Raw genomic sequence first — 22,635 nt, 5'->3', positions numbered from 1 at the left:
TCAGGCCCCTTTCCGTCAAGCCACTTTCTTCTCAGCCGTTTCCTCATTATCTTTTATTTTCTCCACAATGCTTCCAATTGTGAAACCAAGCAAACCAGGAATCACCCAACCGAAGCCCATATTTTGCAAAGGAACGATCGATAATAATTCTGAAAGTGAACCATGTAAAAAGGTAGTATTGATGATTTCTACTAAGCTAAAAAGTCCAACAAGGGCAATGGTCATGGCATAAACCGGCCGTTGCTTAAAAGGTAACCTCTCATGTAAAAGACCTAAAATAATTAAGGTAATCGCCATTGGATACACCAAGCCGAGCACAGGGACAGATACTTTTAAGATTTGAGATAGACCCAGATTGGCTACAAAGCCACTGACCACGCATAAAAGGATAGCCCATTTTATATAAGACCATTTCGGGAAAATACTTGAAAAGTATTGAGCACACGATGTGATTAACCCTATACAAACACTTAAACAGGCTAATGTAAAAATCAATCCTAAAACAATCGTTCCACTCTGTCCAAACAATTGCTGTAATACAGTGCTTAAAACAATCGCTCCATTATCAACTTTTCCGGGTATCGTAGCGGATGCTCCTAAGTAGGCAATAACTAAATAACAAAAAGTTAAAAGCAGGCCACTTATAAGCCCAAATATCGCTAAATATTTCACTTGCATGGTTTGCTTGCTTATTTTTTTACTTCTAAAAATATTTAAAAAGATAATTCCGTAAATAAATGCGCAAAGACCATCCATTGTTTGATATCCATCTAAAAACCCTTGTGAGATGGGATTCTCTTTGTAAGATAAAGAAGCTTCTTTAAAGACAGGTAAATCTGTAAATACAGCTTTGATAAAAACAATAAGGATTAATGCTAAGAGCGAAGGTGTTAAAATCTTTCCAAATCTGTCGACTAATTTAGATGGCGATTTTGCGAACCAAAAAACGATACTAAAAAATACTACTGTATAAACCAATAGTCCGATCGGTGAAGACTGGATTGTATGGGGTAAAAAAGGCTTTACTCCCATTTCATATGCAAGGCTGCCTGCACGCGGAATGGCAAGTCCAGGTCCTATTGATAAATAAATGGCCATTGGAAAAAGAAAGGCAAAAGTAGGATTCACTCGATTTACTAACGTATCGAATGTTCCAGATTTGGCAATCGCCATGAAACCTAATACAGCGAGACCTGCATCTGAAATAATAAATCCCATAACTGCCTGCCAGACATTTTCCCCCGCCGCTTGCCCCAAATAGGCCGGGAAAATTAAATTTCCTGCACCGAATAGCATTGAAAATAACATAAAGCCGATAAACATGACTTCACTTTTGGATAATTTATTCAAACAATTCACCTCAATTGAATATTGTTATATCAAAATACTTAACTATTCTATCAAGGATCTATTGTATTGAGTATAAAAGATGAAAAATTACTTATATAATTCACTAAATTAGATAATAAAATCAAGTAAGGAAAAAATTGGGCATATTGTGTAATCCTCAGTTTCAAAATTAAAAATTGATCTTACTACCTAAACGATTCTATTAAGCAACAAAACTTTTTTATTTTGATCTACCCCAATTTAATCCCCATGAACTTCACTTCCGTCATTTCTTCTATTGCTGATGCAACCCCTTCGCGACCAATGCCGCTCAACTTTACACCTCCATACGGATAATTGTCTTGGCGAACCGTCGAGATTTCATTGATCCAAACTCCACCTGTCTCTAACGCTTCAAAGAAACGGAAGGCACGGTTAATGTCAGATGTGAAGATGCCTGCCTGTAATCCGTAATCAGAATCGTTCGCAGCAGCAATCACCTCTTCTTCGCTTTCAAAAGGAATCACTGTGACTAATGGCGCAAAGACCTCTTGACATACTACCTTCATGGAAGGTGCCACATCCACGAGCACGGTTGGTTGGAGCACTGTTCCTTGTCGCTGCCCGCCTGATAATATCTTTGCTCCTTGGCTCACAGCCTCCTGTATCCAAGCTTCAGCTCGAATGGCTGCATCTTCGGTAATCATCGGGCCTACGTCCGTTGTTTCCAATATGGGATCGCCCACTTGGAGTTTTGTTACCATCGGAACTAATTTATCTAAAAATTGACGATAGATTTCACAATGGACATAAATCCTTTGGACAGATATACAGGCCTGCCCTGCAAATGCAAATCCGCCTTTTACCATCCCTGCAACTGCAGTATCAAGGTCCGCATCCGGAAACACGATATTCGGAGAATTGGATCCTAATTCAAGGGTTACTTTTCGGTTGCCGGCCATCTCTTTAATTTTATAACCGACCTGACCGCTGCCGGTAAAGGTCACTTTTTTTACAGTAGGATGGGTAACTAATGGAGGTACAAGATCTGCACCAAAACCGTTCACCACATTCACCGCCCCAGCAGGAAGGCCCGCTTCCTCCATTAATTGAACAAGCTTCATCGCCGATAAAGGGGTTTTTTCGGCTGGTTTCAGAACTACCGAGCATCCAGCAGCAATAGCTGTCGCAACTTTATGGAGCACCAGGTTGAGCGGGAAGTTAAATGGGGTGATCGCTGCTACGACACCAACTGGAACACGCTTGGCAAACCCGATTCGGCCTTCTCCACCAACCGCGGCATCCATCTTAATCAATTCTCCATCATTTCTCTTCGCTTCTTCACTCGCAAAACGAAGAACTTGCACGGCTCGACCCACTTCACCCTGTGCATCACGAATGGGTTTCCCTGCCTCTTGACAAAGAAGCTGAGCAAAATCTCCCCCGCGGCTTTCAAGTAAGTCCGCAGATTTTCTTAGTATCGTCGATCGCTGATGCGCTGGCATTTTCTTCATCGTCCGTTCAAAAACCTGCCCGGCTGTTTCAATTGCCAAAAGTAAATCGTCCTCCGTAGAAAACTCAACGGTTCCTACTAATTCTCCGTTATAAGGATTACGTACTTCGTAGGGGGCATGACCTTTTCCGATATATTCTTTTCCGTTAATTAGCGTTCCAATGTTCATCACCACTATTTTTCCCTCCTAATGTTCCACTTTTTGAAGAAATTCTCGGGTTCGGTTATGTTATTAATAAAATTATATGCGTTCCATACTATATATTGGTAGCTTAATAACATTATACTGGAACGTCAATATTTTACATTTTTTGTCCATTATTACAAAAATACAACTTCTGAAATTTTCTAATTATCCCCAATAACATAAAGCCTGTAGACGAGGTATACAGGTTGATATCTTCAAAAAGTGAGATTGGTTATACATTTCTTTCTTGATGAAACAAGGTGCGGATATCATTCTTCTGGTCTAACCATCTAACCAAATCTTCTAAAAACTTCTCTTTTCCTGCTTCATCAAATGGACGGTGCCTAGCTGAAGGGTATTCAACTAGTTGTTTATCCTGTGAAGAAACAAGGTTAAAGAAATGGCGCAGCTTTGTAAGGGGAGTAATTTTATCATCCAGGCCGTATTGTAATAAGACTGGCACCGTAATCAATGACGCTTGATTTACTACCCTAGAAATCGTTTGCATTAAACTGCGTCCTAACCCAGGGGTTACGATATTGTGACGCAAACTGTCGGATTCGTATTGAATACGCATTGCTGATTTTTTCTTTAGTAAGCGAATCCTACCCGGTTTTTTTATACGATAATCTGGTTTAACCTTCCCCATTAAGCTAATCCCTAATTGCTCGAATGGGGTGGCTTCATATGAGATGGCGGGAGAAATCGCCATAATTCCTGAGATCCCCACACTATGCTCCAATGCATACTCGAGAGTCATCAGACCGCCAATGCTATGTCCGACAATATACAACGGCAATTCGGGCTGATCGAGAGAAACGAGCTTGCGAAACTCATGTAAATCTCCGCTAAATTCATCCCAAGATTGTATATATCCCCGTTTACCAGCGCTTTTTCCATGACCGCGTAAATCAAAGGCATACACAATATATTCATTCGCTACCAAACTTTCACTAATATTCTGTAGCCCTCCGCTATGGTCTCCATGTCCGTGCACGACGATCACCGCCGCTTTTGGAGCTGTTAATGGTTCGATCACACGAAAGAATAAGTCGATTTCATCAACACCATTAAATGTCCCTTCTGTTGTTATCATTCCAACAAATCCTCCTGATGCTACCAATCCTAAAACAGGTATTTCTGATTGCCAAAATACTATTTGAAGTTAATACATTTATTATAACATGACCAGGGGGACGGTTCTGGTGGCCCACTCCCCTCATTCCTAAGCATGATCACCTCTTCTTATGAAATGGAGGTATTTTGAATTAAATCTCGAATAGTAATATAGATTTTCAGCTAATCGATTCCTCTATCATAGAAGCGGGAAAGTGGAGCATATATTAGTCTGGTTAAACCTATGGAAGCAAAATTGGATTGCTTAATATTATTGCCGTTAAAAACAAGTCATCTTAGGGGGAAGTATTTTTGTTGAATAATAGACTAAATTACATGATTTTATTATTTGTGGTTTTCGGGGGATTTCTTATTTTTGGTTTATCAGAAAATATTAAAGGACCTGCGATACCAAGTATGCAGTCTGAATTCAATCTGAATGAATCACAGCTGGGTATTCTGCTTGCCCTTAATTCGCTAGGGTATTTACTGGCGTGCTCCTTCACCTCGATCCTTGCCGAACGGATTGGCATTAAATGGACGGGGATTCTTGCCTTTGCCTCGATGATTTTGGCGGGCATCTTTATGTATCTATCAAAAGGGTATCCTTCCTTAACGGCTTCGTATTTTTTATTATATGTAGGAAACGGGATACTCGAGATTGGGCTTGGCATTATGGCCGCTCGCATCTTTACGAAAAATACGGGGACGATGATGAATCTTTCCCACTTTTTTTATGGGCTCAGTTCGATTGGGGCTCCCATTTTAGGCGCTTCCATGATGGGCTGGCATCTATTCGATGGGGAACTTGGCTGGCGGGGAATGTATCTGATGATCCTTGCTCTATCCATTGTTCCGATTATTCCTTCTCTGTTTGGAAGGTTTCCAGAGGAGCATGAACAGGAAGGAGAAGCCACCTCGTTCAGTGGGTTATTTCGAGATCCAATTGCTTGGTTAATCGTAGCCGTCCTTTCGTTTGGCGTGGTTTCTGAAATGGCTATCGGAAGCTGGCTTGTCTATTATCTCCAGCATGCCTATGAGTGGTCGTTAAAAAGGAGCTCTGAAATGCTGTCCTTGTTCTTCCTATTTTTCACACTCTCCCGTCTGTTCGTCGGTCCCATTACGGATAAAATAGGCTATACCCTTTCTACGATGTTATTTTCTGCATTTTCAGGTGCTTGCAGCCTTGCCGCGGTATTCATTGGAGAAATGGGAGCAATTCTGTTTGCGATTGCGGGCATCGGAATTGCCCCGATCTATCCCACCGTCATGGCACTGCTAGCCAAACGATATAAGAAAGGAGTAGGAACAGCTATTACCTTTACGGTTACCCTCCTGGGAATTGCCAGTGTGATCGGAAATTTGCTCATCGGCGTCATCATAGATTTTGTAAATGAGCTTTTCAAAAATGAACTCGTGGGCCTTCAGGCGGGCTATCTATTTATCGCCGCGATGGCCTTACTCTGTTCCGTTTGCTGTGTGTTTTTATATAAAAATCTACGATCTTCTAGTATCGGGATGCTTTAAGGAACTGGGGGTGCCAGGGGGACGGTTCTGGTGGCACACTAATCTTAAAAAGAGCCAGAAGAACCGTCCCTCTGGCTTCTTTTTATTCAAAAAACAATCAAAGCCGGTGAAATTTTAGAGGTGGGTTTTGTCCCAGCCTCTTTTTAAATATTTTTCGAAGAAGTCGATTGATTGCATTCATTCAACTTTCTACTAAAAAACAAGTGAATATACAGTAAAAAGTGTCAGGCACCACCACTTTTGCGGTGCCTGACACTTTTTATTGAAAAACATTTGATTGTATCTATGAAATAGGAACACGGTAGCCGAAGGAATGCCAGACGCCGAAATTGTCTTTGACATTGATGCCTCGTTGTCCGCCCATTGCTGCTTCCGCATAATAAGGATAACTTTTTCCCGCTGTATAGTGTCCCTGATAATTGCCTGTAAAAGTGACCGGTGCCGCCTCAAACTGCAATTCTCTATCGGTTATTTTGAGCACACGGGTCATTTGGGTCGATGATCCATAATTGGACTCATGGGTTTGTTGAACATTACTTTCCGTCTTGAGCAGATTAATATCATTTTGCATCGCTTTAGTGAGCTCTGAATTCTTCGGTTTTCTAGAAGCACAAGCTGACGGAATGCAAATCCGCTGACCCACTCTTAGATAATTCGGGTCAATACTTGGATTTGCTTCTAAAATACTCTCCATAGTGACTTGATAGGTTTGCGCAATCTGATACAAAGTATCTCCTGGTTGAATAATTTTCGCAGTATGATTGGGCGGACAAGCGGGAATGCATAAAATCTGCCCGACTCTAAGATTGTACGGATCTACACCAGGGTTTGCTGCCATGATTCTCGACACAAGGACCTCTAGTCTGAGAGCAATTTGGTTTAATGTATCACCTGACTGAATGGTGTAAGGGTAATGGTTTTCAGGACACTGCCTATTGAATGGATAGACCAATCGGAACTCCTCCTGCAAATATGTGGATTTTTTACACATTATGAATAGAGGAAGCATTTGTTGCCCATTAGTTCTTGCCTCAGGTTAACACTATACACGGATTGCGCCTTTACCCAACAAAAATAACGATTCCTAGAACAATCAGTAACAATGAAAATAAATACATCCAATCTTTTAGGACTATTTTGGTTGTTTGATAATAGGTCCTGTCTCTTGTCCCTGTAAATCCACGTGCTTCCATGGCAATCGCGATTCGTTCCGATTTTCTGATCCCCTGCGTAAACAATGGCAACGCGTAACGCATAAACGCTTTCCAACGATTTGTCTGCTTGTAGCCTCTTACTCTATGAGCAATCTTCATTTGATTTAGTTCAGACTTGAAAAGCGGGATAAAGCGGAAACCCACTAATAGCCCATAAGCCCATTTGGGAGGAAGTTTACACTGATGAATCAAACTCATGATGAACAAGGTGATGTCTGTTGTCGAGGTGAATAATAAACCATAGGTAACAAAGCCTAACATCCTCAAGGCAATCGTTAAGCCATGATTCATACTTTCCACCGTCATATAGAACCAGCCCCATTGCCAAATCCTATCATCCCCTTCACCAAAAGCCGCCATCATCCAAAAGGTAAGGACAAAAAAACCGATATAGGGCAAAAGCCGTTTCAGCAGATATATCATTCTCCAGCCGCCTAAAATCATTCCGATCAATACAGAAAGCACCCATACCAAGAACGTCACCATTGGATCTGAAATCGCCATTAACAGAAACATGACAAAAAAATGAGCAAGGAGCTTAATGGCAGGGTTGAGCGAAGCGAGAAATGACTGGTTTGCCATCATACGGAAATAAACTCCTTTCGCTCATGCATCAACTTATAATGGAGGGGGGGAATGATCGCACTTTCGTGTAAACGAGTTTGATCAGAAAATAACCCCGTCGGCGTTCCCTGATAAGTGACTCTTCCGTTGTGAAAAAGAATAACCTGATCTGAAAAATCATCAACTACATCCATATCATGGGTAACCATAATAATCGTTGTTCCCTGTTCCTGTCGCTCTTTTAAACGTTTAAGCAATTCTTGCGCTGTTTTTTCATCCTGACCAAAGGTGGGTTCGTCAAGTAATAATAAGGCTTGATCAAACCATAACATCGTCGCCACACTTAAGCGCCGTTTTTGCCCTAAACTAAGGGTAAACGGGTGGACATCATGATACGATTCCAAGCTAAACTCCTGTAATAGCTGTTTTGTTTTTTCCTGAATAAGTTCTTCCGGCCAATTTCGTTGACGTCCGCCAAAGGCCACTTCCTCAAAGACCGTATCCGTGATAAATTGCCATTCTGGATTTTGAAAAACAAAACCAGCTTGTTCATACAAATCACGCTCAGACCATTTTTTTAGTTCGACGTCTTGAATGTGAACATTCCCTTTTTGACTCGCTACCAAGCGGAGCAGACTTTGTAAGAAGGTGCTTTTCCCACTGCCGTTTTGTCCGACAATCGAAACCCATTCCCCTTTATGGATAGTCACATTTATATCCTCTACAATTGTCTTCTTGCCATAGCCAATTTCAACCTGTTCTGTCTGGATGACTACATCGTTATTTCCATATTGAGTCTCCTCTAGCCGCTTGAGCTCAAGCTTTTTTGACAGATTGATAGCAAGTGGATGAGAGGGATTTCGCACCACATCGTCCCATTTTTCTGGATATACCTTCGGGCGCCATATCCCCGCTTCTTGCATTTGATTACTAAACAAGCGGAGCATTTCGGCAGGCTCCCCATCCCCCATAATCTGTCCATGCTCATTCATGATGATGACCCGATCCATCCATTCGATGCAGCCGTCCAGGACATGTTCGACAACGATCATCGTTTGGTTTGTCTCTTCACCAATTTGCCGTAATAAAGCAAATATTCCCTCGCGACCTTCAGGGTCCAGTTGGGCGGTCGGTTCATCAAAAAACAATACCTCTGGCTCTAGTGCCAGTAAGCATGCTAATGCCAATCTTTGTTTCATCCCACCTGACAATGCTTCAATGGGAGTTTTCTTATCAATATTTAGCCCGACTTTAACCATCAAGTCAGCGATGATCGTGTCCATCTCATCTCGCGGAATCGATTGGTTTTCGAGACTGAAGGCAATCTCTTCATCCACATGCAGCATGCAAAATTGGGAATCAGGATCTTGAAACATAACACCCACAGCTTTTCTGCGGAATACTTCACCATTTACCTCTGCCTCCACATGCTCAGGGATTATGCCTGCAAGAGTGGAAATCAACGTCGATTTTCCACTCCCACTAGGTCCAAGTACTAATACTTTCTCCCCTTTATGGATTGCCAAATTAATCTGAGTAAGCACATTTTCCGAACGATGATAAAAACGGACCGACAGCTCCTTACACCCCAGAAACATTGCCATGATTGTTTTCCCGTTTCCGTTTGATTTTCATAATTTCATATTGTTCAAGTACACCAGTTTTGGCTAGTGCATCAACCACTACCTTTGCTAGCCAGCCACCGAGAAGGATCCCGCTGATTACATGAAGGCCTAATGTCATGAAGAATACCTCAGTTGTGTAATAGCTAAAACCGTTGGCGATTAAGTTATAGAGCATGCCCACAACGGCGGCAAATGCCCCAGAGAGCATTAAGGTAAATAGGTTGTAGTGTTTATATCCGAATATTGCGAATGCGATTTCTGCACCAATTCCTTGAAAGACACCTACTAAAAGGGCCGATAGACCAAAATGGCTGCCTGTTACTAATTCAACAGCTGCTGCGGATATCTCTGCAATAAGCGCGGCACCTGGTTTGCGGATAATATAGGCAACTATCGGACTAGCAATCACCCAAATTCCAAACATAAAACCTGCGCCCACTGGTCCAACAAGAGCGGATATCGGAATCCAAAGAGTCGACCAGCCTAGATAAATCACTCCACAAGCGACTGCAAGAATGACAGCAAGAACTACCTCCTTCATCTTCCAATCCATCACTTTACAAGCTCCATTTTCACAGGCCATTCTTCAAGTTTATAGGCCATATCCCAAAACATATATTCAAGCTGGCAGCTGATGAAGAAATGCTCTTTCATTTTTTCCTTTTCTCTCTCGGTTGCCTCCATTGCCCATTCATCCAAACGCGCACAAAATTTAGTGGTAATCGAGTCGGTACGATTACCATAGAAACTGATCCACTCATAAAAGGGATGAGAAGGATCTGGATCAACCTCACTTAATAATCTTTTTCCAATTTCCCAATATGTCCATGGGCAAGGTAGTAAGACAGCTAGAATTTCCCCTATTGTCCCTTCGTGCGCAACGGTAAGCATGTGACGCGTGTAATGAAGGGCAGATGGTGATAAGGCAAACCCTTGTAACACCTCGTAGGGGACGCCTGCTACTCGACAAAAGTTATGATGCGGATGGATTTCACTGTTTAAGATAAAAGATATTTGCTTAGTAAACATATCCATATCCTCACGCTTCTCACACTTTGATACTGCCGTTCCATAGATGCGAATAAAGGAATTAAGATATTCAAAATCTTGTTTTACATAATGGATCAATTGTTCCTTGTTTAAGTCTCCATTGGCTATTCCTTGTACAAAAGGATGTTCAAAAATCGCGTTAAAGATGGGATTTGCTTCTTTTCTTAGCTCTGCGGAAAAACTCATATTGTTAGCCCCCTTATTGGTTTTAATGGGAAGACACTGGTTGAGGGCCTTTATAGGTAAAACGAAAAAAACGCCCCAAAAATGGAGCGGCAGAATAATTATCTATTCATACACGGTCTCCACTTTCCTACGCTAGTATGAACTAGATCAGGTTCAAAGGGTCCAAGATTTTTCCCGTCTCAGCCATATAATGGCTCCCCTAGTGGTCTTCCTATTCATTTCATTTTCACTCTACACACGCCATCTCCTAAAGTCAACCAAATAGATATCAAGTGATGAAAGATAGATTAAATGAACTACAGGAGTATTTAACTATTATTCACAATGTGAAATAGCCTGTTTAAAAAGCGCCCGAAATTGTTCCCGGTCTTCTGCTGTAAAAGGCTTTGGTCCTTTTGTCCGCTTGCCGCTTTTTCGAGCCATTGCACTTAAATAGCGTGTTTGTAATAATTGATCAATGTTTTCATTCGTATAGCGAAACCCTTTATGGTGGAGGACTATACATCCTTTTGCCAAACCTAACGATGCCAGCCCATAATCTTGCGTCACAATGAGATCACCTGAATCGGCTAGCTTCATAATCCGATAATCGGCAGCATCCGCTCCAGCATCCACATAAATAATTTCAACCCCGGCTGGTTGCTCCGCCGTTGAAAAATGAGAAAAACTTGTCACAAGAATAACAGAGAGTCCGGCCCCTCTACCTTCAGCAATAACAATATCCTTTACCGGACAAGCATCCGCATCAACATAAATCTTCATCTTTGATCTCTCCTTAGCGGGGGACCAGGGGGACGGTTCTGGTGGCCACATTTACCCTTAAAAAAAGCCAGGAGAACCGTCCCCCTGGCATTTTTGGTTTTAATCAAGTGCTTGATAAGCTAATTGGTATTTCCCCCCATCCGCTACTTCAGAATGGTACAAAGCCTTGAGGGCATTGTTTTTTTCAAGGCCGTGTTCTGCCTTTAATTCTTTTAAGCGTGTATGCAATTCTTTATTTTCCTTAATTAGCTGTTGCATTTGCGATTTTACATACTTCAAATTAGTGAACTCCCTTCAGAAACCTAAATGGTTCCCCAAGTATAGCATTAATGAAGTTTATTTAAAAAAATCTATTTAATGAAAATCTTAAGAGATGGTTCTTGTGGTCACATTAACCTTATTTGTAGCCATGAGAACCGTCCCTGTGGAACACTTCTCCAATTTCTGCTTCCCTTCCAAACAGTCTTGTATAGACACCTTTATTGTTTTTGAGTAACTCCCCGTGTTCCCCTTCTTCGACAATTATGCCATTTTCAATGACGATAATCTTATCTGCTGAGAGAACCGTGGACAGACGGTGGGAAATAATTAAGATGGTTTGGTTTTTGTCTGTTTTCAACACAGCTTCATTTATCTTTGTTTCTGTAATGGGATCGAGTGCGGAGCTTGCTTCATCAAGAATGAGGATCGGTGCATCCTTTAAGAGGGCCCTTGCCAGCGATAATCTCTGCTTCTGTCCTCCTGAAAGAAGGCTTCCCCTTTCCCCGACCTTTGTCTTCAAGCCTTCTGGAAGGCCTTCCAGCAAATCATCCAGCCCACTATCAAACAGCGCCTTACGCAATTCTTCATCCGTTGCATCCGGCTTCCCGATTCTTAAATTATCCGCCAGCGAACCACTCCGCAATTGGACATCCTGTGTCACAATCGCCATTTGTGACCGCAGCCATGCTGTATCCCATTCAGCAATGTCTCTTCCATCCACTTCAATCAGCCCAGTAAGCGGATCAAATAGTTTAAACAACAAGTCAATTATCGTGGATTTTCCCGAACCGCTTGGTCCAACCAAGGCTACTTTTTCACCCGGATGAATTTCAAACGATACGCCTGACAAAACAGTTTCTTCCTTTTCAGGATAGGCAAACGTTACTTCTTTCAACCTTATATGACCACTTGCTCTTTCACCACGAATTCCCTTCTTTATTTCTGCTTCTGCAGGCTGGTGCGCAAGTAATATATCCGAACGATCCAGTGCAGGCCCTGTTCTCCTGACAGACAGCCAATTTCGCAGCAATTTCTGCATTTCATTGGCGGCAATCGTGACTAATCCACCCGCCGTCAGCATTTGTCCACTTGTCAAATCATCGTTCCAAATTAGCAGTGTACTAATCCAATAGACAAGACCTAAAGCAAATCCGTTATAGCTAGCAATCACCACAACAGATTGCATTCTTGCCTTCAGTTCCCGAATCGAATGCTTGACGAAGGATTCCCTGATCGCGATAACGCTCTCCACCTCATTATCGGAAACTCCCATAATCCGGGATAAATGGATTCCCGTAACGGATTCTCTCAATCGCTCAAGATATCGGGAAGCCTCTTCTCTTGCTTTAGCAGATGCTGACCGAGTCCTAGCTCCCACATAATTGGAGGCCCAATAGAAAATCACACCTAGAATCACACTGGTAATCATCAAATATGGGTGAATCCAAAGCAGAACAAGACTATAAAGGATGACTCCTTGGACACTTGCCATAAAGGTTGACCCTTCCCACGCAAGAAAATTATGGAGAGTGTCAGGATCGTCGGAGACTCTTGCCAACAGTTCCCCTGACGAATTGTTATGGTAAAAGGCGAACGGCAATATGTGCAAATGACTGAACAGGCGGAGCTTTTGCCAATTGGTGACTGACTTTGCCGTGTAATGACAAAAATATTCGTCGATGACCATCATAACTAAATCAAAAATAGCCGAAAACACCAATAACCACATGAGCCCCCACAGCCAGGGACTGCTTTCATTCGGAATAATGGTATCAACTAGCCAGCTTAGCGCTAAGGTCGGAATTAAGGCAGCAAAGATCTGACTGACAGCAATGACGACCGAGTCGGCCAGCACCCACTTTTTATATGGCCTTAAAAAAGCCAGAACCCTTCGTCCATCACGATTCTTCTTTTGTTGGGAGACCGTGTTTATGCTCATCCAATCATCTCCTTCTCCAACTCGCTATATTGGGCTTTGTATAATTCATAGTACTGCCCCCTTAGTGCAAGTAGTTCTTCATGAGTCCCTTGTTCAGCCACTAGCCCCTGATCTATGAGGAGGATTTTATCCGAGTTTCTGACCGTAACAAGCCGATGAGCAATGGTAATGGTCGTTCTGCCCGGAATTAATTGTTCAAGAGCTTCCTGGACTTTTTCTTCTGTCTCCCCATCTAAGGAGGAAGTCGCCTCATCAAAAATCAAGACTGGCGGCTGCCTTAGGATGGCCCTGGCAAGCGCCACCCTTTGTCTTTGTCCACCGGAAAGCTTTAAGCCGCGTTCACCGACTACTGTTTCATACCGATCATCCAGAGATTCAATTAAATCCTTCAACCCGGCCGCTTCCACAGCCAGCTCCAGTTCTTCCATCGTCGCATCGGGCTTCCCATATAAAAGATTATGACGAAGTGTACTATTTAATAGAAAGGTTTCCTGAGAGACAACGCCTGCCTGTAGGCGGAAGCTGTTGCGATTGTAAGCGAAGAGGTTCTTTCCATCGACTCGGACCGAACCCTTCTCAGGTTCATACAATCCTAGTAAAATTTGTACCAGTGTACTTTTCCCGCCTCCGCTTGTACCAACAATTCCGATGTGGTTCCCTGGTTCTAGCGACAGCGAAACTCCTTTTAATACTTGTTTATCGCTTGCAGGATAGGTAAACCAGATATTTTCCAAGTCTATTTTCCCTTCTACCACCCCAAAGGAAGGCAGATCTTCTTCATGTTCTTCCGGTAAATCAAAATATTCATAGATTCTCTGCAAAGCCGGAATGGCCTGTTGAATCGTCAACGCATTTTCAGCTAGCGATCGGACCGGCAAAAACATGATCGGAATAAAACTGAGGCAGGCAACCAGTGTTCCAATGGTGATTTTCCCTTCCCAGATAGCAAAACCTCCGATCAACATGACAACGCCTGGCGTCGCAATATTAAACAAATTCCCAAGCCGCCAGTTAACCTTCCCGATCAGAGCCGCACGAATCGAGTAGGTTTTCCAGTCAGCCTGTTTTTTTCGCTGTGTTTCCACTTCTTGCTTTTGTGTCTGGAAGGTCCTGACTAATCGGATGCTTTCAATACTTTCCTGTAAATGTTGATACATATCCGCACTCATGTCCCTTTGGACGGCGCTCATGTTCCTCATAACCTTACCCAACTTAAATGAAGGAAAAATATAGATGGCGAACACGACAAACATAACAATAGCCGCGGGGTAGTATAAAACAAATACCGCGGAGAATGCGGCAACCGCACCAATTACCTGCTGGACGATCCGGGGAACGACCGTATTGTTCAAGTTTTGAATTGATTCCACATCATGCGTTAAACGATATAACATATCACCTCTTGGGGTCGTTGTAAAAAATGCCATCGATGTGCGATGCAATTTTTTAAAAGCCCTGATCTGCATGTCGGTAATCACATCCAGGCCGATTTTAACCTGAACGTATTCCTGCATCGTTTCAAACAGCGATTTACCTAAGTAAGCAACGAGAACACCGCCGACGACCACTAGCAATATGGTCATTTCTCTCTCCCCAATTACTTCGTCCACCAGCTTCCCGGCCAATATAGGCGGCATAATCGTAAAGGCTCCGCCCACTAAAGAAAAAAGCAAGGCAAGCAACAGCTTTCTCCAATATGGTTTAAAATGCTCCATTGTAATTTTCAATAAGTTCATTTTCCAACCTCCTCCCAAAATTTTATTGTATTACAATTATTCAAAATATTCACCACCTATTGAAAGTTGGTGACCAGGGGGACGGTTCTGGTGGCCTAAAAAAGCCATGAGAACCGTCCCCCTGGCACATTATGGGTTATTTTACCTATTTTTTATTTATTAATAGCTAGTTCAAATTAAACGGTTATATAATAGAATAGTCATGGTAGATGATTAGTAAAAAGTAAGGGGTCAACAGAAATGGGAGAATAGTCAAACCAAATCAAAAAGTAGACTTCGATAGAGCAAAATTTAGCTATAAAATTTTTCTTTTATACAAATAACGACAAATTTTACACTATCCTTCTAGTAATATAAAATTGATTTTAGATAAGATAAACTAATCGAAAGTATACTACGCTAAGCCATACTGTACTCTTTAAAAAGGTGGCTGGATGATCAGGTATGCAGGGGGAATATTTATGACAAACACAGCAGTCGAGAAAATAGAAGAACATGACAAAAGACGGGTGTCCTCATCCAAATGGTATAAGAACTGGAAATTCATTTCTGGTATCATCATTATCATTGCACTGCTTTTGGCAGCAATCAGCTACTATCAAGCTACTAGATTTAATGCCCATATCATGATTAATGGCACAAACGTCGGTAAACTGACAGCGGATCAAGCCATTGATAAATTAAAATCTACTACACTAAAAAATGAAGTCTATGTTGGAACAGAACAAATCTTCAATGGTGAAGATACAAAGGCTGAATTTACCAAACAAGATCTGTCAAGTATCAAGAAATTATTAAAACGACAGTGGACCTTTTTCCCATCCTCAAAAACAAAAGAATATTCGTTATGGCCAACTAGCGGGGACGAGAATCGCAGTGAAACGATGAAAAAGCAAGTGGAAGAAAAGCTTACTGCGATGAATAAAGATTTAACTGCCCCCAAAGATGCGGAAGCCCGTTTAGAGCAGGGCCAAATTATCGTCACTAAAGCCGTAAATGGAAAGCAGTACGATGTCGCTAATTTAGTAAAAGCGTATCAAAAACATGGATATACGAGTGAAATCCATCTGGATGCTAACTACATCTTGCCTGTCAAAGAGGACAGCCCGATTGTAAAACAGGAACAGCAGCTGCTGCAGGAGCTCGTTCAGCGAACAGTCGATTATAAAGTACAGGATCAAGTTTATTCGTTAAAAGGAAGCGAGTTAATTAAAAATGCCTTCGTCACAAAAGATATGCAGGTGACGATTGACGCGGGAGATCTTAAGAATAAGATTACGGAAATTAATGATACTCAATCCACATTAGATAAGAATTTTAGCTTTAAGAACCATGCTGGTGCGGTTATATCGGTCAAAGGACAAGGCTATGGCTGGGCACTTGATGTCGATAAAGAAGCGTCACAACTTCAGAAAGCCTTTGAAAACGGAGAGACCTCGATTACTGCATCTAATACTCACGGTCATGGCTGGAAAAATGAAGGCTACGGTTTTGAAACAACCACGAACAATGGGATTGGCGACACATATGCGGAAGTATCGATTGCGGAACAGCGTATTTGGATTTATAAAAATGGACAATTAGTCTTGACCACGAATGTCGTGACTGGTAAACACAGCACCGGTGAAGATACATCACCAGGAGTGTGGTATGTTCTCTATAAGCGTGAAAAGGCTACACTCAGAGGCACCCACGTAGGTAGTGGCTCATATGAAGTGCCTGTCGATTATTGGGCCCCCTTCACGAACAGTGGACAAGGGTTCCATGATGCCAGCTGGCGAAGCAACTGGAAAAGCAATGCCTACTTAAATGCAGGATCGGGCGGCTGTGTCAACACACCCCCTAGTGTGATGAAAACAGTGTACGACAATCTCAGCACCTACGAACCGGTTGTTATTTATTAACAAATGCATGATCTCACAAATTACTGTTTGTGAGATCATTTTTATGTATTTAACCTATTGCCATTTATTTAATATACTGATACTATAAAAGAGTTGTTATTTGGAAAGCCACTATTCATTTTATCGAGTCTTTCCAGCAGATAATTTTGACCACTTCCTTTTTGGGAGTCAAGGCCATACGGACAGCCGGGTCAAATGCCGATTGGCAACTTAGTTGCCTTATTGATTGAGTTAAAAGCTCAAATTTTATAAGTTGGTTACTTTACAACCAGTGCATGTGCACACAACTTGTGAAACGGTCAATAAGAGTGGTAAAAGTAATTATTTGCTATATAGACTCTGATCAATAATGATATAGTTTGAATATTAAAGAGCTTTCTGCCATAATGTCCACGGACTTTTATGATAGGCGTATAGATGACTAATTGTCATATCTGACCCTATTTTTTAATATTGATGAGTATATCTAAAGCAAGTGTTGTGCGCGATAAGGCGCTTCTGCACTTGCTTTTTTTTGCGGTTGTGTACTAAAGTCTATTACGTTAGGAGCTAAGAAAATGGGAAAAGCACTTATTATCGGAGCTGGCGGCGTAGCATCTGTTGCCGTCCACAAATGTGTTCAAAATAGTGAAGTATTTGAAGAGATTTGCATCGCAAGTCGGACAAAATCAAAATGTGATGATTTGAAGGCAAAATTAGATGGCGGCAAAACAAAAATTACTACTGCACAAGTAGATGCAGATAATGTAGACGAATTAATCGCGTTGATTAATGAAGTAAAACCAGATATCGTGATGAACTTAGCGCTGCCATATCAAGATTTAACGATCATGGATGCTTGTCTAGCGACAAAAACTCATTATATGGATACAGCAAACTACGAGCCAGAAGATACAGCAAAATTCGAATACAAATGGCAGTGGGAATACCGCGAGCGCTTTGAAAAGGCTGGCATTACTGCCCTTTTAGGCAGCGGTTTTGACCCAGGTGTAACAGGCGTATTCTCTGCTTATGCGTTAAAACATTATTTCGATGAGATTGAATATATCGATATTCTCGATTGTAATGGCGGCGATCATGGTTACCCATTTGCTACCAACTTCAACCCTGAAATCAATATCCGTGAAGTTTCTGCTAACGGACGTTATTGGGAAAATGGTGAATGGATCGAAACGGATCCAATGGAAATCAAACGCGTCTATAACTTTGCTGAAGTAGGCGAAAAGGATATGTACTTGCTTTATCATGAAGAGCTTGAATCTCTTGCGCAAAACATGCCAGGACTTAAGCGTATTCGTTTCTTCATGACGTTTGGCCAAAGCTATCTTACCCACTTAAAGGCACTTGAAAATGTCGGCATGACTTCGATTGAACCAATTGAATACGAAGGAAAACAAATTATTCCACTCCAGTTCTTGAAGGCTGTTTTACCAGATCCAGCTTCCCTTGGACCACGTACCGTTGGGAAAACGAACATTGGCTGTATTTTTAAAGGGAAAAAGGACGGCAAAGAGAAAACCTATTATGTATACAATATTTGTGACCACCAAGAATGTTATAAAGAAGTGGGTTCTCAAGCCATCTCTTATACTACTGGCGTGCCTGCAATGATTGGGGCAGCAATGGTGATGACGGGCAAATGGAACAAACCAGGCGTCTTTAATATTGAAGAATTTGATCCAGATCCATTCATGGAAGAATTGAACAAATGGGGTCTTCCATGGGTAGAAGACTTTAACCCAGTACTTGTCGATGAAGAGCCTTCGTCAGCAAAAGCACCGGAGCTTGTTCGATAAAATGCGGTTTGAAGAATTACCAACACCATGTTATGTCGTCGATAAAGGGCTGATTGAAAAAAACCTAAAAATCCTGAATGGCGTCATGCAGCGTACAGGCGCAAAGATTGTTTTAGCCCAAAAAGCTTTTTCAATGACAGCGATGTATCCCCTTATTGGAGAATATTTAAGTGGGACGACTGCAAGCGGCTTATACGAGGCACGACTTGGTCACGAGGAAATGGGCAAAGAGAATCATGTCTTTGCCCCTGCCTATCGTGAGGATGAAATCGACGAAATTATCTCCCTTTGTGATCATCTTATCTTTAATTCTTTTTCACAGTTGGAAAAATTTAAGGATAAAACGCTTCAAGCTGGTAAAAAAGTGGGCTTGCGCATCAATCCTGAATGCTCCACACAAGAAGGGCATGAAATCTACGACCCTTGTTCACCAGGTTCTAGATTTGGTGTAAAGCAATCAGGTTTTCAACCTGAACTCCTTGAAGGTGTATCAGGACTGCACTTCCATACCCTTTGTCAGCAGAACTCGGATGATTTAGAGACGACTTTAAATGCTGTCGAAGAACGGTTTGGACAATGGCTGCCGCAAATGGAATGGATCAACTTTGGCGGTGGTCACCATATTACTAGAGATGATTATGATATTCCGAGACTTGAAGCGTGTATAAAGAGAATGCAGGATAAATACGGATTGGAAGTTTATCTAGAGCCAGGCGAAGCCGTTGCCCTAAACGCTGGCTATTTGATTACCTCTGTTCTAGATATCCATCAAAACGGTATCGAAATTGCGATTCTCGACACATCTGCAACTTGTCATATGCCTGATGTGCTGGAAATGCCTTATCGCCCTCCTCTTTTTGGCTCAGGAGAAGTCGGTGAAAAACCATTCTTATATCGACTCGGCGGACAGACCTGTCTGACTGGCGATGTGATTGGCGATTATTCGTTTGACCAGCCTTTAAAAAGCGGCGATCGTTTAGTGTTTGGCGATATGGCGATTTACACGATGGTAAAGACCACCACATTTAATGGAATGCCTTTACCCGCTATTGCTATTCAGGATAAGAATGGCGATTGCCAGGTTGTGCGCGAATTCGGCTATCAAGATTTTAAGATGCGACTAGCTTAATTGACGTGAGTCATGTCCGCGATAATGTAGCTTTCTGCATGTTTTATAACCAGACTCTGCGTTAGAGTCTGGTTTTTTATAAAAGATAAGAAATTTCACTGGGTCCAGGCACCTTGTACTTTCCTCATAATTTTTCTATCATTTCCTGCTTTTCCTGCTGAATGGCAGTTAACGCTTGCTTTTTTTCCTCAGATTGTGCTTTTAATTTTAGTAAAATATCATTAACTTGATTTAAGTGACTGTTTGTTTGCTCCAAAGATTGATTGATTTTCCCCTGAACCATATAATCCGCGATGAATCCATCGAAAAAGAAATCAGCAAAAGTTAACATTCCCGAGATATTAACTTCAAAAGATTCTTGCTCTTGAACATCCAATAATTCTTTATGGAAATGGCGCATGCTCGTTTGAGCTTGATGAAGGTAGTCTTCTGCCTCATCAATATGTTGATGTTTGAGGGCGCCTGAAATGGCTCCACCACCAAATATATCCCATGTTCCCCAATCCTCTGCATTCTCTAGTGATTCTATTGCATTTACAAGTGCGCGCTCAGCACGTTCCCCTGCAAGAATTGCTTCATCGAGTTCAATGAGGGATGCTTTAAGAGCACCTTCTTGCTCACTCCAGCCGAAAATCGTTTCCGCAAAAGGAGATCCGCTTGATGTAATCAATTCCTCTTTCTGCAAAAGAAGTTGTTGAAGTTTATCTTCAACCTTTTCTAAGTTTACTAGTTTAGTTTGAAGTTCTCTCATCGCACTGTCTATTTCTATTTTCGTCTTCGATGCCTCTTCCAGCTTATGCTGTGCAGTGACCATTTCTTGCTTTTCTTTTGACAGCTTTTCATCCTTTTTACCCGATAAAGTGGCAAATAAGTTCGTCAGGCTGATCCGCTCAAGCTTCTCCACATCCTCTTGCTCTACCTCAAACTGTTCTTGTAGCTGAGAGATCGTCTGCATGACCGTTGCTAATTCTCTCTCATAATCCATAAGCTGGGATTTGTATTTCTCCTTCTTTCGTAATTCCCCATGAATCTCAATAATCCTTGCATTGATTTCTGAAAACATGAACATTCCTCCCATTTCTGCTACTATCATTTACGATGAAAAATGGAAAAAGTTTCATAGTAAAGAAGTGCAATTTAGTGGAAGGACAAAAAAATAGCAATAAATTAAAACACTTTTCATGATTTATTCATACTTTGTTCATTTCTAGGGATTATGATAAATACATGAAACGAACAAGTTCCTTTCATAACCTTTCGACCCCCTTTTATATATAATGTTTTTGATCCGGCCTAGCGCCGGATCTTTTTTTGTCTAGTAAATATGGTGCCTGACACCCATAACGTAATTACCACCTTTTAAACCGTAGAATCGCTGGTCGTTTCCCTTTTTCTTTCTGTTAAAATGGTTTGAATGATTTCCATATGAAAAGCTGCCCATGCTTTTTCACGAAAGTGAATAATAATACTTATAAACACCACAGCTAAGTAGACAATGCTAAAGACAGCCCATAGCAGGCTTCCATCATGAAATAGAAATTGCGATAATTGTTTGGAAAAGAGTAATAACAGCCACGGTGCAGAGGAAACCAAGATTGGGATCATCCCGGTGCCTTTATTTTCTTTTATCATCCGAAAATAAATTAATTGCAATGTATTACTATCAAGGGACTGATACAGGTTTTGAATCGCTTCGATTTCTATGTATTCCTGCATTTGATGAATGGACCGGCCCTCATCTATTGTTTTTTTCAGTCTAAGAAAAACCTTGTGGGCATCCCCACGTAATGAAAACATTTTATTCTCCCCCATCGGAATTGGGATGATATTATTCATTCTTCCATAACTTAGGATTGTCATATCCATCTAGTTCTTATCCGTTTTCACATGATTTTTCTCTTTCATATAGGTTGTTTTCGTATAGATTTATGCTTTTTTTAAATTTTTTATAAAAACCATTGACTCTCTCCTTAGGGAAGACCTCATAGTTAATCACGAAAGGAGGAAATGATGAAATTTACAGTGAAAGATTTAGCAACGATGGCTGGTGTTTCAATCAAGACCCTTTATCACTACCATAAAATTGGCTTACTTATGCCAAGTGAGGTAGGTGAATCTGGTTATCGATACTATGGTTTACAGGAACTAAAACGGTTGCAGGAAATTCTTTTTTATAAGGAATTAGATGTTCCGTTGGTAGAAATTAAACAGCTGTTTGACGAAGAGTCCACTCGAGTCTACACATTGGAAAAACAAAGGACATTATTTATGAAGAAAATTGATCGGTACCAGCAATTAATTCAAACGATAGACATGTCTTTAAACTATACGAGAAAAGGTGAAAATATGGATAATCAATTAATGTTTAAAGGATTTGGATCGAAGGATGAGTGGAAAGATGCGCTTGAAGAACAAGTTAACCATTTAAAAGAAGCCTATAATGTGGAACTTGATACCAATGCTATTGATGTTGATAAGATGAACATGATGGCGATAGAGGCCAAAAACTTTACCGATCAGATGGCCGAATTTTTAAGAAACGGTGTGAAGTATGATGATGTTTCTGTACAGAATACAGTTAAAAATCATCTTCACTTCTTAAACAAAAATGGCCATGCAATTAGTCAAGAGGACTACCTAAATCAAACAAAATTCTTCCTACAAGATGACTTCCATAGACAAATGCTCGAATCCCAGCAAACCGGCCTAGCTTATTATTTAGTACATGTAGCGGAAACCCTCTAAAATGAAGGGGCCTGTCCCCCGCTACGTTAAGGTATTAACGCAGCGGGGGTCA

The 22,635-nt window shown here is 41.4% G+C and carries 19 protein-coding genes and 1 riboswitch; of the genes, 5 read left to right on the top strand and 14 right to left on the bottom strand.

Translation table 11 applies throughout. The features are described 5' to 3' along the window. Positions 1-15: 15 nt before the first annotated feature. The 3 genes from brnQ to TY15_RS19495 all read right to left on the bottom strand — a co-directional run bounded on the left by brnQ (position 16) and on the right by TY15_RS19495 (position 4,125). A complete protein-coding gene (gene brnQ / locus TY15_RS19505) occupies positions 16-1,350 on the bottom strand; it encodes a branched-chain amino acid transport system II carrier protein (RefSeq protein WP_081799470.1) in 1,335 nt (444 codons plus the stop codon). Positions 1,351-1,580: 230 nt separating this feature from the next. After that, positions 1,581-3,011 carry an aldehyde dehydrogenase family protein gene (locus tag TY15_RS19500; RefSeq protein WP_040206254.1) on the bottom strand — a complete coding sequence of 477 codons (1,431 nt, stop codon included), beginning with the start codon at positions 3,009-3,011 and terminating at the stop codon, positions 1,581-1,583. Between the two features lie 250 nt (positions 3,012-3,261). Continuing rightward, on the bottom strand, positions 3,262-4,125 hold the full coding sequence (locus tag TY15_RS19495; protein WP_040205865.1) for an alpha/beta hydrolase: 864 nt from the start codon (positions 4,123-4,125) through the stop codon (positions 3,262-3,264). Between the two features lie 356 nt (positions 4,126-4,481). Between TY15_RS19495 and TY15_RS19490 the strand changes: the two genes are divergently transcribed. Then, a complete protein-coding gene (locus tag TY15_RS19490) occupies positions 4,482-5,672 on the top strand; it encodes an MFS transporter (protein WP_042375220.1) in 1,191 nt (396 codons plus the stop codon). 283 nt (positions 5,673-5,955) lie between these two features. Here TY15_RS19490 and TY15_RS19485 read toward each other — a convergent pair whose 3' ends face one another. From TY15_RS19485 to TY15_RS19445, 9 genes are all read right to left on the bottom strand, one after another. After that, a complete protein-coding gene (locus TY15_RS19485) occupies positions 5,956-6,624 on the bottom strand; it encodes a LysM peptidoglycan-binding domain-containing protein (protein WP_040205862.1) in 669 nt (222 codons plus the stop codon). Positions 6,625-6,733: 109 nt separating this feature from the next. Next, the gene (locus TY15_RS19480; protein ID WP_040205861.1) at positions 6,734-7,471 is read right to left on the bottom strand and encodes an energy-coupling factor transporter transmembrane component T family protein; all 738 of its coding nucleotides are present in this window, start codon (positions 7,469-7,471) and stop codon (positions 6,734-6,736) included. Then, positions 7,468-9,054, bottom strand: coding sequence for an ABC transporter ATP-binding protein (locus tag TY15_RS19475; RefSeq protein ID WP_040205860.1), 1,587 nt, complete (start codon positions 9,052-9,054; stop codon positions 7,468-7,470). Before TY15_RS19475 ends, TY15_RS19480 begins: the two co-directional genes overlap by 4 nt. Next, positions 9,032-9,628: an ECF transporter S component gene (locus tag TY15_RS19470; RefSeq protein ID WP_040205859.1), complete on the bottom strand. Its 597-nt coding sequence runs from the start codon at positions 9,626-9,628 to the stop codon at positions 9,032-9,034. Before TY15_RS19470 ends, TY15_RS19475 begins: the two co-directional genes overlap by 23 nt. Beyond that, positions 9,628-10,311 (bottom strand): thiaminase II, encoded by a 684-nt coding sequence (gene tenA, locus TY15_RS19465; protein WP_040205858.1) that lies wholly within the window; start codon positions 10,309-10,311, stop codon positions 9,628-9,630. The genes TY15_RS19470 and tenA overlap by 1 nt, the downstream gene beginning before the upstream one ends. A gap of 107 nt (positions 10,312-10,418) precedes the next feature. Next, a riboswitch (TPP riboswitch) is annotated at positions 10,419-10,522 on the bottom strand. A gap of 104 nt (positions 10,523-10,626) precedes the next feature. Beyond that, positions 10,627-11,073 (bottom strand): YaiI/YqxD family protein, encoded by a 447-nt coding sequence (locus TY15_RS19460; protein ID WP_040205856.1) that lies wholly within the window; start codon positions 11,071-11,073, stop codon positions 10,627-10,629. Between the two features lie 99 nt (positions 11,074-11,172). Beyond that, a complete protein-coding gene (locus tag TY15_RS19455; protein ID WP_040205854.1) occupies positions 11,173-11,352 on the bottom strand; it encodes a hypothetical protein in 180 nt (59 codons plus the stop codon). A gap of 118 nt (positions 11,353-11,470) precedes the next feature. Further along, positions 11,471-13,273 (bottom strand): ABC transporter ATP-binding protein, encoded by a 1,803-nt coding sequence (locus TY15_RS19450; RefSeq protein WP_042375214.1) that lies wholly within the window; start codon positions 13,271-13,273, stop codon positions 11,471-11,473. Beyond that, positions 13,270-15,009 carry an ABC transporter ATP-binding protein gene (locus TY15_RS19445; protein ID WP_040205853.1) on the bottom strand — a complete coding sequence of 580 codons (1,740 nt, stop codon included), beginning with the start codon at positions 15,007-15,009 and terminating at the stop codon, positions 13,270-13,272. The genes TY15_RS19450 and TY15_RS19445 overlap by 4 nt, the downstream gene beginning before the upstream one ends. Before the next feature lie 461 nt (positions 15,010-15,470). Between TY15_RS19445 and TY15_RS19440 the strand changes: the two genes are divergently transcribed. The 3 genes from TY15_RS19440 (at position 15,471) to nspC (ending at position 19,838) form a co-directional block, all read left to right on the top strand. Next, a complete protein-coding gene (locus TY15_RS19440) occupies positions 15,471-16,913 on the top strand; it encodes a L,D-transpeptidase family protein (RefSeq protein WP_042375212.1) in 1,443 nt (480 codons plus the stop codon). Between the two features lie 557 nt (positions 16,914-17,470). Next, positions 17,471-18,709 (top strand): saccharopine dehydrogenase family protein, encoded by a 1,239-nt coding sequence (locus TY15_RS19435; protein ID WP_040205850.1) that lies wholly within the window; start codon positions 17,471-17,473, stop codon positions 18,707-18,709. Position 18,710: 1 nt separating this feature from the next. Beyond that, positions 18,711-19,838, top strand: a complete 1,128-nt coding sequence (gene nspC, locus TY15_RS19430; protein ID WP_040205849.1) for a carboxynorspermidine decarboxylase — start codon at positions 18,711-18,713, stop codon at positions 19,836-19,838. Positions 19,839-19,962: 124 nt separating this feature from the next. Here nspC and TY15_RS19425 read toward each other — a convergent pair whose 3' ends face one another. Continuing rightward, entirely contained in the window at positions 19,963-20,901 is a 939-nt protein-coding gene (locus tag TY15_RS19425) for a hypothetical protein (RefSeq protein WP_040205847.1), read from the bottom strand. Between the two features lie 296 nt (positions 20,902-21,197). Beyond that, positions 21,198-21,635, bottom strand: coding sequence for a hypothetical protein (locus tag TY15_RS19420; protein ID WP_040206251.1), 438 nt, complete (start codon positions 21,633-21,635; stop codon positions 21,198-21,200). A 210-nt stretch (positions 21,636-21,845) separates the two neighbouring features. Between TY15_RS19420 and TY15_RS19415 the strand changes: the two genes are divergently transcribed. Beyond that, positions 21,846-22,583, top strand: a complete 738-nt coding sequence (locus TY15_RS19415; RefSeq protein WP_040205846.1) for a MerR family transcriptional regulator — start codon at positions 21,846-21,848, stop codon at positions 22,581-22,583. Positions 22,584-22,635: the final 52 nt, after the last annotated feature.

This window comes from Neobacillus jeddahensis (assembly GCF_000612625.1).
Classification (GTDB): domain Bacteria; phylum Bacillota; class Bacilli; order Bacillales; family Cytobacillaceae; genus Neobacillus; species Neobacillus jeddahensis.
This window is presented reverse-complemented; position numbering and strand designations above follow the sequence as displayed.

What these genes read in the sequence shown, in the direction of transcription:
- TY15_RS19500 (WP_040206254.1), bottom strand. Translation starts at nt 3,011, where the DNA reads ATGAACATTGGAACGCTAATTAACGGAAAAGAATATATCGGAAAAGGT.
- TY15_RS19495 (WP_040205865.1), bottom strand. Translation starts at nt 4,125, where the DNA reads ATGATAACAACAGAAGGGACATTTAATGGTGTTGATGAAATCGACTTA.
- TY15_RS19490 (WP_042375220.1), top strand. Translation starts at nt 4,482, where the DNA reads ATGATTTTATTATTTGTGGTTTTCGGGGGATTTCTTATTTTTGGTTTA.
- TY15_RS19480 (WP_040205861.1), bottom strand. Translation starts at nt 7,471, where the DNA reads ATGATGGCAAACCAGTCATTTCTCGCTTCGCTCAACCCTGCCATTAAG.
- TY15_RS19475 (WP_040205860.1), bottom strand. Translation starts at nt 9,054, where the DNA reads ATGGCAATGTTTCTGGGGTGTAAGGAGCTGTCGGTCCGTTTTTATCAT.
- TY15_RS19470 (WP_040205859.1), bottom strand. Translation starts at nt 9,628, where the DNA reads ATGGATTGGAAGATGAAGGAGGTAGTTCTTGCTGTCATTCTTGCAGTC.
- tenA (WP_040205858.1), bottom strand. Translation starts at nt 10,311, where the DNA reads ATGAGTTTTTCCGCAGAGCTAAGAAAAGAAGCAAATCCCATCTTTAAC.
- TY15_RS19460 (WP_040205856.1), bottom strand. Translation starts at nt 11,073, where the DNA reads ATGAAGATTTATGTTGATGCGGATGCTTGTCCGGTAAAGGATATTGTT.
- TY15_RS19450 (WP_042375214.1), bottom strand. Translation starts at nt 13,273, where the DNA reads ATGAGCATAAACACGGTCTCCCAACAAAAGAAGAATCGTGATGGACGA.
- TY15_RS19445 (WP_040205853.1), bottom strand. Translation starts at nt 15,009, where the DNA reads ATGAACTTATTGAAAATTACAATGGAGCATTTTAAACCATATTGGAGA.
- TY15_RS19440 (WP_042375212.1), top strand. Translation starts at nt 15,471, where the DNA reads ATGACAAACACAGCAGTCGAGAAAATAGAAGAACATGACAAAAGACGG.
- TY15_RS19435 (WP_040205850.1), top strand. Translation starts at nt 17,471, where the DNA reads ATGGGAAAAGCACTTATTATCGGAGCTGGCGGCGTAGCATCTGTTGCC.
- nspC (WP_040205849.1), top strand. Translation starts at nt 18,711, where the DNA reads ATGCGGTTTGAAGAATTACCAACACCATGTTATGTCGTCGATAAAGGG.
- TY15_RS19425 (WP_040205847.1), bottom strand. Translation starts at nt 20,901, where the DNA reads ATGTTTTCAGAAATCAATGCAAGGATTATTGAGATTCATGGGGAATTA.
- TY15_RS19420 (WP_040206251.1), bottom strand. Translation starts at nt 21,635, where the DNA reads ATGTTTTCATTACGTGGGGATGCCCACAAGGTTTTTCTTAGACTGAAA.
- TY15_RS19415 (WP_040205846.1), top strand. Translation starts at nt 21,846, where the DNA reads ATGATGAAATTTACAGTGAAAGATTTAGCAACGATGGCTGGTGTTTCA.